General features: G+C 65.6%; 12 protein-coding genes and 2 pseudogenes. 11 read left to right on the plus strand and 3 right to left on the minus strand.

Translation table 11 applies throughout. From position 1 onward, the window contains the following. Positions 1-27: 27 nt before the first annotated feature. Positions 28-1,274 (plus strand): annotated as a pseudogene (dinB, locus tag ACVWWD_RS26165) (DNA polymerase IV). A 61-nt stretch (positions 1,275-1,335) separates the two neighbouring features. On the opposite strand, the gene ACVWWD_RS26170 reads toward dinB, so the two are convergent. After that, positions 1,336-3,423, minus strand: a complete 2,088-nt coding sequence (locus ACVWWD_RS26170) for an alpha/beta fold hydrolase (RefSeq protein WP_457103497.1) — start codon at positions 3,421-3,423, stop codon at positions 1,336-1,338. 322 nt (positions 3,424-3,745) lie between these two features. Here ACVWWD_RS26170 and ACVWWD_RS26175 point away from each other — a divergent pair. Both ACVWWD_RS26175 and ACVWWD_RS26180 read left to right on the plus strand, forming a co-directional pair. Then, a pseudogene (locus tag ACVWWD_RS26175) lies at positions 3,746-3,877 on the plus strand (DNA polymerase IV); the annotation flags it as partial. A 211-nt stretch (positions 3,878-4,088) separates the two neighbouring features. Then, positions 4,089-4,472 carry a YkvA family protein gene (locus tag ACVWWD_RS26180; RefSeq protein ID WP_352547579.1) on the plus strand — a complete coding sequence of 128 codons (384 nt, stop codon included), beginning with the start codon at positions 4,089-4,091 and terminating at the stop codon, positions 4,470-4,472. Positions 4,473-4,550: 78 nt separating this feature from the next. On the opposite strand, the gene ACVWWD_RS26185 is transcribed toward ACVWWD_RS26180, so the two are convergent. Further along, the gene (locus ACVWWD_RS26185; protein WP_023795749.1) at positions 4,551-5,084 is read right to left on the minus strand and encodes a sterol desaturase family protein; all 534 of its coding nucleotides are present in this window, start codon (positions 5,082-5,084) and stop codon (positions 4,551-4,553) included. 184 nt (positions 5,085-5,268) lie between these two features. Between ACVWWD_RS26185 and ACVWWD_RS26190 the strand changes: the two genes are divergently transcribed. Further along, positions 5,269-5,733: an NUDIX domain-containing protein gene (locus ACVWWD_RS26190; protein WP_023782855.1), complete on the plus strand. Its 465-nt coding sequence runs from the start codon at positions 5,269-5,271 to the stop codon at positions 5,731-5,733. A 50-nt stretch (positions 5,734-5,783) separates the two neighbouring features. On the opposite strand, the gene ACVWWD_RS26195 is transcribed toward ACVWWD_RS26190, so the two are convergent. Next, positions 5,784-6,971, minus strand: a complete 1,188-nt coding sequence (locus ACVWWD_RS26195) for a Gfo/Idh/MocA family protein (RefSeq protein WP_352547519.1) — start codon at positions 6,969-6,971, stop codon at positions 5,784-5,786. Positions 6,972-7,273: 302 nt separating this feature from the next. Between ACVWWD_RS26195 and ACVWWD_RS26200 the strand changes: the two genes are divergently transcribed. From ACVWWD_RS26200 to ACVWWD_RS26230, 7 genes are all read left to right on the plus strand, one after another. Then, positions 7,274-8,167: a MurR/RpiR family transcriptional regulator gene (locus ACVWWD_RS26200; RefSeq protein ID WP_023774013.1), complete on the plus strand. Its 894-nt coding sequence runs from the start codon at positions 7,274-7,276 to the stop codon at positions 8,165-8,167. A 77-nt stretch (positions 8,168-8,244) separates the two neighbouring features. Continuing rightward, entirely contained in the window at positions 8,245-9,027 is a 783-nt protein-coding gene (locus ACVWWD_RS26205) for an SDR family oxidoreductase (protein ID WP_352547521.1), read from the plus strand. Beyond that, positions 9,024-10,556, plus strand: coding sequence for a mannitol dehydrogenase family protein (locus tag ACVWWD_RS26210; protein ID WP_352547523.1), 1,533 nt, complete (start codon positions 9,024-9,026; stop codon positions 10,554-10,556). The genes ACVWWD_RS26205 and ACVWWD_RS26210 overlap by 4 nt, the downstream gene beginning before the upstream one ends. A 31-nt stretch (positions 10,557-10,587) precedes the next feature. Continuing rightward, positions 10,588-11,505: a sugar phosphate isomerase/epimerase family protein gene (locus ACVWWD_RS26215; protein WP_352547525.1), complete on the plus strand. Its 918-nt coding sequence runs from the start codon at positions 10,588-10,590 to the stop codon at positions 11,503-11,505. A gap of 89 nt (positions 11,506-11,594) precedes the next feature. Beyond that, complete coding sequence (locus ACVWWD_RS26220; RefSeq protein WP_023774009.1) at positions 11,595-12,629, plus strand: ABC transporter substrate-binding protein; 1,035 nt, start codon at positions 11,595-11,597, stop codon at positions 12,627-12,629. Positions 12,630-12,797: 168 nt separating this feature from the next. Beyond that, positions 12,798-14,345 (plus strand): sugar ABC transporter ATP-binding protein, encoded by a 1,548-nt coding sequence (locus tag ACVWWD_RS26225; protein WP_457103498.1) that lies wholly within the window; start codon positions 12,798-12,800, stop codon positions 14,343-14,345. After that, positions 14,342-15,316 (plus strand): ABC transporter permease, encoded by a 975-nt coding sequence (locus ACVWWD_RS26230; RefSeq protein ID WP_023782861.1) that lies wholly within the window; start codon positions 14,342-14,344, stop codon positions 15,314-15,316. The genes ACVWWD_RS26225 and ACVWWD_RS26230 overlap by 4 nt, the downstream gene beginning before the upstream one ends. The last annotated feature ends 2 nt before the right edge of the window (positions 15,317-15,318 follow it).

Genomic DNA, 15,318 nt, shown 5'->3' on the forward strand with positions numbered 1-15,318 from the left:
TCAGCAATCGCGGATGAGCGGAACAGGATGGAAACGACGGCCACCATCCTGCATGCCGATCTCGACGCCTTCTATGCCTCGGTCGAGCAACTGCTCGATCCGACGCTGCGCGGCAAGCCGATCGCGGTCGGCGGCGGCGTGGTGCTCGCCGCCTCTTACGAAGCGCGCGCCTTTGGCGTCCGCGGCGGCATGCCGGGGCGCAAGGCGCGCGAGCTTTGCCCGCAATTGATCTTCGTCGGCGGAAATTTCAGCCACTACCAGCGGCTGGGCGACGCGGCGATCAAGGTGCTCGACGATTTCACGCCGGTGGTCGAACGCATCTCCATCGACGAGGCCTTCGCCGATGTCGCCGGCTGCACGCATCTGTTCGGCTCCCCGCGGGAAATCGCGACCACGATCCGCGGCCGTGTGCGGGCCGAACTCGGCCTGCCGATCTCGATCGGCGTGGCGCGCACCAAGCATCTGGCCAAGATCGCCTCGCAAGTCGCCAAGCCCGACGGGCTGGTGGTGGTCGAGCCCGGCACCGAGCTTGCCTTCCTGCATGATTTGCCGGTCTCGCTGATGTGGGGCGTCGGCCCGGCCACCAGGGCGCGCTTGGCCGAGATCGGCGTCGAGACCATCGGCGAGTTGGCCCGGACCCACAGCGGCGCCCTGGCCCGGCTGCTTGGCCCCGCCGCCGGCGAAAAGCTCGCGGCCCTGTCATGGAACCGCGATCCGCGCAAACTGGAGACGAAGCGCCGGGCGCACTCGGCCGGCGCGCAATCGGCCCTCGGGCAAAAGCCGGCCGTGGCCCGGGTGATCGTGCCGACACTGCTGCATCTGGCCGACCGCGTCGCCAGCCGGTTGCGCGCCAAGAACCGCCCCGGCCGCACGGTAACGGTGCGCGTGCGCTTTGCCGATCTCAGCGCCGTCACGCGCTCGATCACGCTGGAACAGCCGATCTCGGCGACCGCCATGCTGGCCGAGATCGCTGGGGATTTGGTGCGCGGCGTGCTCGCCGAGCATCCCCGGGAGAAAACGATCTCTCTGCTGGCGATCTCGGTCTCGCACCTGGAGGAGAGCGCTGAACTGCAGCTCGACCTGCCACTCGGCCTCGCCGACGAGAAGCGCCGCCCGGGCAGCCAAAAAGGCCTCGCGCGCTTCGGCGCCGACCGCGCCATCGACAAGATCCGCCAGCGTTTCGGCAACAGGCGGTCGGCTACGGTACGGTGGCCCTGGAAGCGGCCCGCTCGGTGCCCGACGCATTCAGGGAACTGGCGGAAAAGGAGCTTTGACCGGAAAAAGGGACTGTCCCCGGCGGCGCGTCAACCGACACGATGCCGCGCTTCGCCGCTGTCAGGCCGACGCTGCACCGACCCCATAGAGTTGCCCGCCTCCCGGCACGGCGCCTGTTTCGGTCCCGCCGCGCTCTGTAAACACAAGGCCGGAGCCCGGCACGAGGTCGCGGATTGTGCGCGACGTAATGATCTCGCCTGGCAAGGCTTGGCCGAGCATCAGCACTGCTTGGTCGATGGCGGTGCCGGTTAAATCACCGTTTTCCCTTTCGCACTCGCCAATATGCACCGCGGCACGGACGGCGAGGCCAGAAGGCTTCAAACTGTCGCGGATCGCCATGGCGCATTGGATCGCCCGCGTCGGACGCTGGAAGGCAGCGAGCAGGCCATTCGCGTCGCGCCGGATCTCCCTGCCCTGCGCCAGTTGCACTTGATCGCAGATCGCGTCCACATATCTCCGCCTCAAATCCCGGCCATCGGCGGAGGCAGATGGCGAGGTGATGTCCACGCAGAGAATGGTGACCAGCACACGCTCGCCGGGTGCCGCCGGCAAGGTGCCGCTGACGAAGGACTGGATCTCATCGATCAGGCGATCCGAGCCCTCACCCCAGATGACATGGTCGTTGCCCGCGAGCTCGATGTAGCTCGCGCCCGGGATGTGTTTCGCCAGGTAGCGTCCCTCCTCGGCCTTGACCCAGCGATCGCCCGTTCTCTGAACGATCAGCGTTGGAACGTGGATGGCTCCCAGTATCTCCCGAACGTCGATCTCGACGCTCCAGCACCACAGCGAGATCGCATCGGCGGGCGAAGCTGAATTGCGCAGGAAGGCCGCGAACCATTCGCGCTCGAATGCATCGTTCATCAGGCTGGGCGCGGCATTGCTGAGGTCGGCCGGCTCTCCCCATTCGCGCTCGATGGATATGAGTTCTCTTTCCACCTGCGCCTTGGTTTTCGCCCAGGGGTAGTCCGGCGCCCATACGCCTCTGGCATAGGTCCCGTTCAAGACGAGGGCCGCCGTGCGTTCGGGATAGGTCGCGGCAAACAGCATGCACATGCTGCCGCCCTCGGAGCTGCCGAACAGGACGGTACGGTTCGAACCGACCGCGTCCAGGACCGCGCGCACGTCTTCCATACGCTCTTCGAGCGTCGGTAGGCCGACATTGCGATCCGACAGTCCGGTGCCGCGCTTGTCCATGCGGATCAGCCGGCAAAAGGAGCCGAGACGGTGCAGGACATGCGCCAGCCTGGGCGATGCCCAGGCAAGGTCCAGATTGGAAACCCAGCCTGGCACATAGATGAGGTCCACTGGGCCGTTGCCCGTTACCTGATACGCGATGTTGCTGCCGGCCGATTTGACATAGTGGGTCGGCGGCGACGTAGGCCGTGCGCCGGGCGCAACCGGCCCGGCGGGTGCTGGAGCAGCCGACGCCGTGCGGCGGGCGCGAAGCTGTTCATAGAGCTGCCTCGTTTCCGGTTCCGGCTGAACACGTAGCTGGCGCTGCAAGGCATCGCGGCAGAGCTCATATTGTTTCAGCGCCAAATTGACGCGACCTTGGGCTGCACAGGCCCGCATCAAGGCACGGTGGATATCTTCACGCAGCGGCTCCCAGGCTAGCAAGCGTGTCGCCGCCAGCACGCAGGACGCCAGATTGTTCTGCGCGAAGTAATGCGCGACGAGCTTTTCCAGCACCAAGACGGCCGTGGCCCGCAGCCGTGCGCGTTCGACCCGCAGCCAGTCCTCGAAGGGTTCTTCCTTCAGGCTGAAGCCATCGAGGAGATCGCCTCGATAGAGGCTGATGGCCCGCTCAAGCTGCTCGGGTGCCGCCTCGGCGGCCAGCACCTCGAACCGGGCGACGTCGAAATCGAGATCATCCAGCTCCAGCATGATGCTGTCGCCATCGATCAGGAAGCGCCCGCCATTGGCCGAGGGCATAGCCTTCCTCACGACAGAAAGGGCCTGCCGAAGGTTCATACGTGCCTGCGGCTCGCCGGTGTCGCCCCACAGCAGGGCGGCAAGCTTTTCGCGCGAGAGGGAATGCCCCGAATGGATCGCAAGATAGGCGACCATGGCGCGCGCCTTGCGGGTGAAGGACGGGGCCACGGCACCGCCAGCGAAATCGAACCCACCCAACAGTGAGAGGCGCGCCATCGGATCCACCACAGCTTCAGCGGCAATCCTTTACCGGTGCCGATACCAATTCAACCGGCATTCTGCGTCTCGCGACGCTTTTCACGATTTCGTCACGCTGACACCAACGCGATTCCGACGGCTGTGACGCACGGTGCTGCTGACAACTGTCATGGAGAATACGATGCTGCTCCCGCACCCAACAGACTGGCCGCCGCTGTTCTACGGCGATCCCTGGCTGACGTCGCGGTCTCGGGACCGGGTCACGCCGCAGCGCTACGACCTGGCGCTGGCAGGGTACCTGGAAAAACAGGCGGCCAACCGGGAGGCGGATCGCCGGCCAGGCCTCGTCCGCCTTATCGACAAGATCCGTCAGCGTTTCGGCAAACAGGCGGTCGGCTACGGTACGGTGGCCCTGGAAGCGGCCCGCTCGGTGCCCGACGCATTCAGGGAACTGGCGGAAAAGGAGCTTTGAGTGAGTAGTCCCCCCGTCACTCACGCTTTCCGGATCGACGTCCCGAACCAGGTGGCGCGGTGGTCGTCACCGGCACCCGGCTTTCAATAGGTCTTCTTCACGCACGCCCCTCGGGTGGCGGGTCAGTTTGCAGATCGTCGACATCGCTGCAATGATCCAGGCGAAGGAGCGGAGAGGCCGATGTTCGGGGCCTTCTAAGGAGAGTTGCCGGGTGACTGTCCTCGACAAGGCAAAGCAATGGGCGAGAGCCATCAAGCGCGATGTCATGGCCCTGTGGCTGGCCGCCCGCGATCCTCGCGTTCCCTGGTACGCCAAAGTTGCCGCCTGCATGGTCGCCGCCTACGCGCTCAGTCCTATCGATCTGATACCCGATTTCATTCCCGTACTCGGGTATTTGGACGATCTGATCATCGTACCGCTTGGCATCCTGCTTGCGGTGAAGTTGATCCCCGCCGATCTGATGGCGGAGTTTCGCGCGGAAGCCATTCGCCGATCGAGGCCGACCAGCCGCGGCGGTCTCGCATTCATCGTCGGAATTTGGGTTCTGATGGCCGCCGCGCTCATCTGGTTATTCTGGCCAGATCGTTTCGCCTAGATTTCGGCCTCGGCGTTTCTCGTCACTCGACCGCCCGTCAGACCACAATCGGTGGCCCGCCGACAGACCCATCCCCTGTCAAAGCCTAGCGGTGCCGAAAATCCGGTCCCAGAATATCGAGGTCACGCCGAAATTGGCGTTGTCGTCGATATGGTGGTGCACCGCGTGGCGGCGCTTGAGCGTGTAGAGATAGCTCGGATGGGCCGGATGCCAGTGGTGGATCATGTGGTGGACGCTGATGTACCAGAGATAGCCCAGCATCAAACCGCAACTCACCGCGCTGGCGGTCGCGAAGTCGGAGACCACCCAGACGGGCAGGAACGCCACCAGCGCATGCACGCCCAGACTTAGCCAGGTGGGGGTGCCCACCGGACTGCGCTCCTCGACGTGGTGACGGTCGTGCAAGTCCCGGATCCAGGGGACGTGGTGCAGCACGAAGCGGTGCAGCACATATTCGATCAGCGTCCACAGGCCAAGGCAGATCATCATCGTGCCGACCCAGTCCGGAGCGCCTTCTTCTCCGGCCTCGATCAGTCCGGCCACCCCCAATATGGCGATCACCAGGGGATAGACCACGAAGTCGCTGTAGTAGCCGATCAGACCCAGCTGCATTCGGACGCCTCACCTGATTTTCGACGCCGCCCCAAAAACGATGCTATCAGTTTGCCGGACTCGCGCATGAGGTGCAATGCGGATGCATCTGACATAGCGTCGCAATTTCCAGGTGCAAGATCGGCAGCCATGATCGCTCGGAATCGGCCGGTTTCGCACCGGTGCCGCAAACGGACATGCAAACATGGCAAAACGCAGCGCGGGTCTGCTGATCTATCGCCGGAGCAATGACGATATCAGCGTCCTTCTGGTTCATCCCGGCGGCCCGTTCTGGGCAAAGAAGGACGATGGCGCCTGGTCGATCCCGAAGGGCCTCGTCGAGGAGGATGAGGACGAATTGGCGGCGGCACGACGCGAGACCGAGGAAGAGCTCGGCATCGCCATCGAAGGCTCCTTCGTCCGCCTCGGCGACTACAAGCAGCCGGGCGGTAAGATCGTCATGGCCTGGTCCGTCGAGGCCGACATCGATGTGGCCGCCATCAAGAGCAACACCTTCACCATGGAATGGCCGCCGCGGTCCGGATCGATGAAGGAATTCCCGGAGGTCGACAGAGCCGGCTGGTTCACCTTGGCCGAAGCCGGAGTGAAGATTCTGCAGGGTCAGCGCCCGATGCTGTCGGATTTGGCGGAACGGTTGGGTATCGCATGATCGCCAACGGCAAAAGCTGCCGATCTCCCTCTCGCAGGGAGATCTGCAGCTCATCCCGCAAACCTTGCCGCCGTCCACGCCCCGCCAGCCGCGTTCGACTCCACCGCCGCGGCAACAAACTTCACCCCGCGCGCGCCGTCGGTCACGTCGGGCACCTGCGCAGCGCGGGCCGGATCGACCGCGCCACCCGAACGGTGGGCGCGGATGATGTCGGCGGCGTCGCGGTAGAAATTGGCGAAGGCCTCGATATAGCCTTCGGGATGCGCCGCCGGCATGCGCGACACGCGGCGGGATTCAGCGGTCGAGCCGTGGCCGCCGCGCACCAGCGTGCGGGTTTCCTCGCCATAGACGGAAAAGCGTAGTTCTTCCGGCCGCCCGCCTGACCATTCGAGCCCCGCTCTGTCGCCATAAATGCGCACGGAGAGATCGTTGTAGTGGCCGGGAGAGGTCTGGCTGGCCAGGATCGTGCCTCGTGCGCCCTCGGTCCAGCGCACCAGTACATGGGCGTTGTCGTCGAGCCGGCGCCCCGGCACGGCGGTGAACAGGTCGGCCGACACCGCCTCCGCCTCGCGGCCGGAAATGAAGCCTGCAAGGTTGAATGCATGCACGCCGATATCGGCCAGCACCGCCGACTGCCCCGCCCTCGCCGGATCGGTGCGCCATTCGGCCTGCTTCTGGCCCTCGGCGTCGATCGGCTTGGTCAGCCAGTCCTGGATGTAGGCGCCGTGCACCGACACGATCCGCCCAAGCTCGCCCGCTATCACCATCTCGCGCGCCTGGCGCACCATCGCGTAGCCGGTGTTGTTGAGCGTGACGACGAAGCGGCGGTTTTTCGCCTTCGCGAGTGCAACCAGTGCCTCGGCGTCGGCCAGCGTCGTCGACAGCGGCTTGTCGCAGATCACGTCGATGCCGGCCTCGAGGAAGGCGGTGGCGATCGGCGCGTGCAGATGATTGGGCGTGACGATGACGACCGCCTCGATACCGTCAGGCCGGGCGGCCTCCGCTTTGGCCATGGCGCGGTAATCGGCATAGCTGCGCTCCGGCGCGATGCCGATCTCGGCGGCCGAGGCGGCGGCATTGTCGGGATCGGACGAGAGCGCGCCGGCGACCAGCGCGATCTGGTCGTCGAGGCGCATGGCCAGCCGGTGCACGGCGCCGATGAAGGCATTACGGCCGCCGCCGACCATGCCGACGCGCAGACGCTGGCGCGCCGATCCATCCGATGTTGCGTAGACCATGTTTTCTCCTCGGAGCTGATCACTAGCAGGGTCGTCATCCTGGGGCGTAGCAAGGAGCGAAGCGACGCGGCGCAGACCCCAGGATCCATGCCGGGGACTCCGGTGCGTTGCCACGGTGAAGAATTCTGCTCCGTTGCACTCTACAACCAAAGTCGCGGCATGGATCCCAGGGTCTCCGGACGCCGCTGCGCGGCTGCTTCGCCCTGGGATGACGAAATCGCCGAGCCCTCGCCACTATCCCCATCGAACACCATTTCCAATTTCCATATTGTAAAACGATCGTATCGCGCTAGCCTGAATTCATGAGCGGGGCGAGAAAACCATCCGGACGATCCAGTGCCGACGAGGCGGCGACGCGCAAACGCGGCCGTTCGCTCGCGGCACTCGGCTATATACAGCCGCGAACCTATGAGGAGCTGCGCGCGGTGCTGTCGTCAGGCACCGTGCATTTTCCCAAGCGCCTGCGCCAGGTGGCGATCTTCCTGTGGCAGCACCCGAGCGAGGTGGCGCTCGGCACGATCGCCCAGGTGGCGGCACAGGCCGGCGTGCAGCCCTCGACCCTGGTTCGCTTCGCCCAGATCTTCGGCTATTCCGGCTTTTCCGACTTCCAGGGCCTGTTCAAGGACCACATCAAGGGATCTTGGCCGGAAGGCCGCGGCGAGCAGCGCGCCGAGGCAGAGCCCAATGCCGCCACGCATTTCCTGCGCGGCATGGTCGGCGCCTCGCAGGCCTCGCTCGGCCGCATCGAAAGCGGCTTCGATATCCAGAGCTTCGAGAAGATGGTGGCGACGCTGGCCAAGGCGGACCTGATCTACGTCATCGGCTCCAAGCGCGCCTTCCCCGTCACCACCTATCTGTCGCTCACGCTTTCGCAGCAAGGCGTGCGCAATGTGCTGGTAGACAATGTCGGCTCGACCGCGCTCGACCAGATCGGCTGCATCGGCCGGCAGGATGCGGTGCTGGCGGTGTCCTTCAGCCCCTACAATTCGATCACGCCGGACTTGGTGGCCGTGGCGCATGAGCGCAAGGCGCGCATCGTCACCATTACCGATAGCACCTTCTCGCCGCTGATCCGGCTGTCGGACAGCTGGCTGGAAGTGGTGGAATCCGACTTCGCGGGCTTCCGCTCGCTGGCGGCGTCGCTGGCGGTGGGCATGGCGCTGGTCCAAGGCGTCGCGGCGCGCCGCGGCACATGAGGCGCCGCTGGTACAATTGACTATCGGGAATTAGCATTCCATATTTCAAAAATAGAAACTTTGTTCCGGGAGGAGGAATGGAGATCAGGCTCGAAGGCAAGGTGGCGCTGGTCACCGGGTCGACGCAAGGTATCGGCCGTGCCATCGCCGAGACGCTGGCGCGCTCAGGCGCTGCCGGCCTGCTGATCACCGGGCGCGACCGCACGCGCGGCGAGGCCGTGGCTGCGGAACTGTCGGCCCTGGGTACGCCGACGCTCTTCGTCGCCGCCGACCTCGGAGACCCGGAAACGCCCGCCCTTTTGGCGCAGGCTTGCATCGACCACTTCGGCCGCATCGACGGCCTGGTCAACGCCGCCGGTCTGACCGACCGTGCCTCCTTCCTAGACGCGACCCTCGATGACTGGTCGGCGCTGTTCGCCGTCAACGCCCGTGCGCCGTTCTTCCTGATGCAGGCCGCGATCGCCGACATGAAGAAGCGTGGCCAGGGCGGCGCGATCGTCAACATCCTGTCGATCAACGCCCATTGCGGCTCGCCGGAACTCGCCGTCTATTCGGCCACCAAGGGCGCGCTGGCAACGCTGACCAAGAACGCCGCGAACGCCCACCGCTTCGACCGCATCCGCGTCAACGGCATCAATGTCGGCTGGACCGACACGCCGGCCGAACGCATCATGCAGGCGCGGACGCTGGGCAATGGCCCGGGATGGCTCGACGCCGCCAATGCCGCGCAGCCCTTCGGTCGGCTGCTCAAGCCGGACGATATCGCCAATCTCGCCGTGTTCCTGCTTTCCGACGCGGCCGGGCCGATGACCGGCGCGGTGATCGACCAGGAACAGTCGGCGGTCGGGGCGAACCGGTGAACGCTATCGAAAGGCTCGGGCCCGGACTGCTGGAGCGGCTCCCCGCAGCCGTGCAAAAGCCGTCATACGACCGCGCGGCGCTCTCACCAGGCATGGCGCATCTGGGCGTGGGCGCCTTCCATCGCTGTCACCAGGCCGAATACACCGACGACCTGCTTTCGCGCCGGTTCGACCGCTGGGGCATCGTCGGCATCAACATTCGCCCGCCCGCCCTGGCCGAGACGCTTGGCCGGCAAGACGGCCTCTACACAAGGCTGATCCGCGAGAACGATCATGTCGAGGCACGCGTCATCGGCAGCATTGTGAAGGTGGTCGACAGCCAGGACAGCGCCGGACCGGCGATCGAGGTGCTCGTCTCCGCCGACATCGAGCTGGTGACGATGACGGTGACCGAAAAAGGCTACTGCCACGTCCCCTCGACTGGCACGCTCGACTTCGATCATCCCGACATCGTCCATGACCTGGCCAACCCGGAAGCGCCGCGCAGCGTGCCCGGCATCCTCACGCGGGCGCTGGAGCAACGTAGGGCCACGCATGCCCGGAAGCTGACGCTGCTCTCCTGCGACAATATTCCGACCAACGGCAGCATCCTGGAAAATGTCGTGCGGAGCTTTGCCGAACGGCGCGGCAATGGCCTGGCCGACTGGATCGCGGCCAATGCCGCCTTCCCCTCGGCCATGGTCGATCGCATTGCGCCGGCGGTGACCCGGCAAGACCTCGACAGCGTCGAACAGCGCTATGGCTATCGTGATGGCGCGGTCGCCGTCGGCGAACCCTTCCGGCAATGGGTGATCGAGAAAAAATTCGCCGGCCGCATGCCAGGCTGGGACCTGGCCGGCGCTACCTTCGTCGATGACGTCACCCCGTTCGAGCACCTCAAGATGCGAGTGCTGAACGGCGCCCAGACGACACTCGCCACGCTCGGCGTACTGGCCGGCCTCGAACACACGTCGGATGCCATCGCCGACCCGCTGCTTTCGCTCTTCGTCAGGCGCATGCTGGTCGAGCAAACCCTGCCGACACTGATGCCGGTGGCTGGAATGAACCCATCGGCTTATGTCGAGCAGAGCCTTGGCCGGTTGAAGAACACCGCGATCCGCCATCGCAACCACCAGATCGCCACCGACGGCTCGCAAAAAATCGTGCAGCGCCTGCTCAACCCGATCCGCGACCGCCTGAATCTGGGGGCCGGCATCGGCCTGCTGTCGGTGCCGGTCGCCGGCTGGATGGCTTATCTGATCCTGGCCTCGGCAGGCTTCGGCAAGCGCTGGCCAGTGTCGGATCCCTATGCCGGCATGGTCGCCGCGATTGCGGACGAAACCGGCCACGATGCGCGGGGGCTGGCTTCCGCCATCCTGGCCATCGACACGATATTCGACCCGGGCCTTGCCGCGAACGAGAGGTTCCGGCAGGCCGTCACATTGGCGCTTGGCGAACTGCTTTCGGGCGATCCGATGGCGGCAGTCCGTCATAGTCTCGAACAAGACGAGGTCGCGAGGTTGAAGCGATCCAAACAATCGGCATTATAGGTATCGATCGCGGGTTCGCGGTCAGGGAGGCATGATGAAACTTGGACTGCTCACCGCACCGTTCGCGGACACGCCGCTTGGCGAGGTCGCCGGCTGGGCAAGCTCTGTCGGCTTCGAGGCACTGGAAATCGCCTGCTGGCCGAAAACCTCCGGCGCGACCCGCCGCTATGCCGGCACCAGCCATATCGATGCTGATGGCACTTCGGCCTCGCGGGCGAAAGAAATCGTTGCCTCGCTGGCGGAAAAGAACATCACGGTTTCCGGCCTCGGTTATTACCCCAACCCGCTGCACCCGGATGCCGCCCATCGCGAGGCGGTCATCGGCCACCTGAAGAAGGTCATCGTCCTGGCCGCCAACATGGGCATTCCCGTGGTCAACACCTTCTGCGGCGGCGATGCCTCCAAGACAGTCGACGTCAACTGGCAGGACGCGCTGAAAGTCTGGCCGGAAATCGTCGCCCACGCACGCGACCACGGGGTAAAACTCGCCTTCGAAAACTGCCCGATGATCTTCAGCCATGACGAATGGCCGGGCGGGCACAACATCGCCTATTCGCCGCAGATCTGGCGCCGCATCCTGGAAGCCTGGGGCGGCGAGGTCGGCATGAATTTCGACCCCTCGCATCTGGTCTGGCAGATGATCGACCAGGCCCGCTTCATCCGGGAATTCGGCCCCTATATGCTGCATGTCCACGCCAAGGACCTGATGATTGATCATGATGGTTTGTACGAGCGCGGAACCCTTTCGGCGGGGATAGGCTGGCAGGTGCCTCGCATGCCGGGGCTGGGGGATGTCGACTGGAGCGGCTTCTTCTCGGGTCTTTACCGCGCTGGTTATGACGGATCGGTCATCATCGAACACGAGGACAGGCGCTTTGAAGGCAGCGACGAGCAAGTGAAGCGGGGCTTTCTGCTCGCCCGCGACGTGCTGCGCCCCTTCGTCAAGTGACGGCAAAGCGGGCCACTTGACTCTGATTGTGAGTGGCGCGGCTTAACGGGTTGAAACTGAACTGAAAAACAATGTGGAGGAAGACTGAAATGAAGAAATATCTGACCATGGTCCCGCTGCTTGCCAGCGCGGCGCTGCTGGCCTCGGTGGGCGCGTCGTCCGCTGCCGGCAAATACACGATCGGCATTTCCAACACCGTGCAGGGCAATGGCTGGCGCGAGGAAATGGTTTGCGCCATGAAGGCGCAGGCGCTCGCCTCCGGCGAAGTGACCAAGCTCAACATCGCCCACCGCAACACCGATGCCGCCGGCCAGTTGGAAGACATCCGCAACCTGATCAGCGCCAAGGTCGACGCCATCGTCGTCAACCCCGCCGACCCGGCCGGCATCAAGGCCGGCCTGGAAGAAGCCACCAAGGCCGGCATCGTCGTCGTCGCCGTCGACCAGGCGGTCACCGAGCCGTCGGCCTACATCATTTCCAACAACCAGGAGCAGTATGCGTATCTCGGTGCCAAATGGCTGTTCCAGCAGATGGGCGGCAAGGGCGAGGTGTTTTATATGCGCGGCGCGGCGGGCGCTTCGGCCGATAGCGATCGCGACAAAGGCTTCAAGAAGGCACTGGCCGAATTCCCCGACGTGAAGGTGGCGCAGGAGGTCTTCACCGGCTGGCAGCAGGATCAGGCCAAGCAGCAGATGCTGTCGTTCCTGGCCACCGGCACGCCGTTCAACGGCGTGTGGACGTCGGGCATCGATAACGTCATCGTCGACGCGCTGGTCGAATCGCAGGCGCCGCTGGTGCCCGTGGTCGGCGCCGACAATGCCGGCTTCGTCGGCCAGCTGAGCTCGGTCAAGGGCCTCTTGGGTGCCGCCGTCACCAACCCCGGCTCGATCGGCGGTGCCGGCGTGACGCTGGCGCTGCAGATCCTCGACGGCAAGAAGCCGGCGCAGCAGACCGTGCTGGTCGACCCGCAGCTGTGGGAGAATGCCACCGAGGAAGGCAAGGCCAAGCTGAAAGCCGCCGCCGACCCGTCGCTGAGCCCCGAATGGCCGGTCTCGATCATGATCCCGGAGTGGACGACCTACACCAAGGAGCAGATCGTCGCCTGCAAGGGCCCGGGCGAGTAAGGCTGGCTTCGCCAGCGGACCCTCCGTTGGCGCCGTCCCTCACCTGCCTGCACGGCGCCGCAACAGCTTCTCTCTCCCCGTCATACGGGGAGAGATGTCCAGCAAGACAGTGAGGGGCGGCGCCGACGTTCGCCAGGATTTCACCACAGAAACCGAGAACCATCCGATTTGACCACCGCCCCCCTCCTCGACGCGTCAGGCGTCGCCAAGAACTACGGCGCGGTCGCGGCTCTCCGCGACGCGTCGCTCTCGGTGCTGCCGGGCGAGGTGCATGCGCTGATGGGTGCCAATGGGGCCGGCAAGTCGACGCTGGTGAAGATTCTGACCGGCGCGATATCAGCCAATGCCGGACGCATCCTGATCCGTGGCGAGGCGCGCGACATACGCTCGCCGGCCGCCGCGCGCCGGGCCGGGCTGCTTCCCGTCTATCAGGAGCCGTCGCTGATCCCCGATCTCGACGTGCTGTCCAATCTGCGGCTGACCGGCACGCCGGTCGAGCCGTTCCGCGCCTGGGTGCGCGAGCTCGGCATACCGGACCTCGACCTGCGCGACACCGCGCGCGACATCCCGCTCGCCATCCTGCGCGTGCTCGACCTGGCGCGGGCGCTGGCCGTCGAGCCCGACGTGCTGCTGCTCGACGAGATGACGGCGGCACTGCCCGCCAACCTCGCCGAAAAAGTGCTGGAAGTGATACGTCGCCAGGGCGACGCCGGCCGCGCCGTGATCTTCATCTCCCACCGCTTCGTCGAAATCTCGGCCCTTTGCGACCGCGCCACGGTGCTGCGCGACGGCGCGACCGTCGGCGTCGTCGACATCGTGCCGGGCGTTGAGGAAAAGATCGTCGAGCTGATGCTCGGCACTCGCATCGTCAAGACCCATGTCGCCGCCCGGAGCGCCAGCGAAAAGGCCCGCGCCCCTGCCCGCCCGCGCATCGCCGTGAGAAACCTGCGCGTCGGGACCAAGCTCAGCGATGTCTCCTTCGATCTCCGCGATGGCGAGGTGGCCGGCGTCGTGGCGCTGGAAGGCCAGGGCCAGGACGAACTGTTCGCCGCCCTTGCCGGCTCGATCAAACCATCGGGCGGCACGATCGAGGTCGACGGCAGCCCGGTGAAATTCGCCCACCCGATCGACGCCATCCGATCGGGGATCGCCTATGTGCCGGGCGACCGTTCGGAGGCGCTCGCCATGCAGCGCTCGGTGCGCGAGAATATTGCGCTCCCCTTCAGCGCCGCCTTGCGCAACTGGGGGCCTATTCGTATGCGCAAGGAGCGCGCCACCGTGGCGAGCGCCATCCAGCGCCTGCAGATCGACACCCGCGCGCAAGGCGAGGTGCAGCGCCTGTCCGGCGGCAACCAGCAAAAGGTCACCATCGCCCGCTGGATCGCGGCCGACGCGCGCACAATCTTGTGTTTCGACCCGACGCGCGGCATCGATGTCGGCACCAAGCAGGAGATCTATGGTCTGCTGCGCGAGCTCGCCGGCAACGGCAAGTCGGTTCTGTTCTACACCTCCGAACTGGAAGAAGTGCAGCGTGTCTGCGACCGCGTCATCGTCATCTTCGGCGGCCGCCTGGTCGATATTTTCCCCGTCGAGGAGGCCGACGAGCCGACGCTGATGCGCGCCGCCTACGGCCTGCCGCGCGGCGTCAAGGCGGATATCGGTATTTTGGCCGCACCCACGGCGAATGCTTCCGAGGCGCCGGAGGCAACGCCATGAGCCATTTCCTGCGCCGGCAGGGCTGGGTAACAGGCCTGTTCGCCCTTCTCGTCATCCTGTTCATCGCCACCAAAATCATCCAGCCGGCCTATGGCAGTGGCGATTTCGGCTCGCTGGCGCGGGCCGTGCTGCCCTACGCCTTTGCCGTCGCCGCGCAGACGGTCGTCGTCATCGCCGGCGGCATCGACCTCTCGGTCGCCGCCATGATGGCGTTGACCAGCGTCACCGCCGCCTCGATGATGGCGGGCGCGAGCGAGGAATACGCGCTGTTCGTGGTGCCTTTCGTGCTCGCCATGGGGTTCGTGCTCGGCGCGCTCAACGGCCTGCTCATCGTCGTCACCCGCGTGCCGGACATCGTCGTCACGCTGGCCATGCTGTTCGTGCTGCAAGGTGCGGCCCTTCTGGTGCTCGGCGCCCCGGGCGGCGCGGCGGCCGAATGGCTGAAGGCGCTGATCTCGGGCACCGCGCCGATTCCAGGCCTGCCCGACGCCGTCGACGCGTGGCTGCCCAAGGCGCTGCTGGTGCTGATCGTCTGCCTCTGCATCGTCTGGATACCGCTTCGGCGGTCGCGCCTCGGCCTTTCCATCTACGCCATCGGCTCCAGCGAACTGGCGGCGTTCCGCAGCGGCGTGCCTGTCGCCCGCACCAGGGTCATCGCCTACGCGCTGTCAGGCCTGTTCGCGGCCATGGGCGGGTTGGCGCTGACCATGAGCACAGGCATCGGCGCGCCGATCCCCGGCCCCTACCTGCTGGCCAGCGTCGCCGCGGTCGTGCTGGGCGGCGTGGCGCTCGGCGGCGGCAAGGGCGGCCTGCTCGGCCCCATCGTCGCCGTCTTCGTGCTGCGGCTGGTGCGCACGGATCTCACCTTGCTCGCCATCGACCCCAACGTCACCGCCATCATCGAAGGCCTGATCATGGTCGCCGTGGTGATGTTCGGCGCCTTCATCACGATGCGAGGTCGCCAATCATGAAA

The organism is Mesorhizobium sp. URHB0026 (genome assembly GCF_054059755.1).

Bases quoted from the DNA above. Each gene is read 5' to 3' on its own strand.
- ACVWWD_RS26170 (WP_457103497.1), bottom strand. From the start codon at position 3,423: ATGGCGCGCCTCTCACTGTTGGGTGGGTTCGATTTCGCTGGCGGTGCC.
- ACVWWD_RS26185 (WP_023795749.1), bottom strand. From the start codon at position 5,084: ATGCAGCTGGGTCTGATCGGCTACTACAGCGACTTCGTGGTCTATCCC.
- ACVWWD_RS26190 (WP_023782855.1), top strand. From the start codon at position 5,269: ATGGCAAAACGCAGCGCGGGTCTGCTGATCTATCGCCGGAGCAATGAC.
- ACVWWD_RS26195 (WP_352547519.1), bottom strand. From the start codon at position 6,971: ATGGTCTACGCAACATCGGATGGATCGGCGCGCCAGCGTCTGCGCGTC.
- ACVWWD_RS26200 (WP_023774013.1), top strand. From the start codon at position 7,274: ATGAGCGGGGCGAGAAAACCATCCGGACGATCCAGTGCCGACGAGGCG.
- ACVWWD_RS26205 (WP_352547521.1), top strand. From the start codon at position 8,245: ATGGAGATCAGGCTCGAAGGCAAGGTGGCGCTGGTCACCGGGTCGACG.
- ACVWWD_RS26215 (WP_352547525.1), top strand. From the start codon at position 10,588: ATGATGAAACTTGGACTGCTCACCGCACCGTTCGCGGACACGCCGCTT.
- ACVWWD_RS26220 (WP_023774009.1), top strand. From the start codon at position 11,595: ATGAAGAAATATCTGACCATGGTCCCGCTGCTTGCCAGCGCGGCGCTG.
- ACVWWD_RS26230 (WP_023782861.1), top strand. From the start codon at position 14,342: ATGAGCCATTTCCTGCGCCGGCAGGGCTGGGTAACAGGCCTGTTCGCC.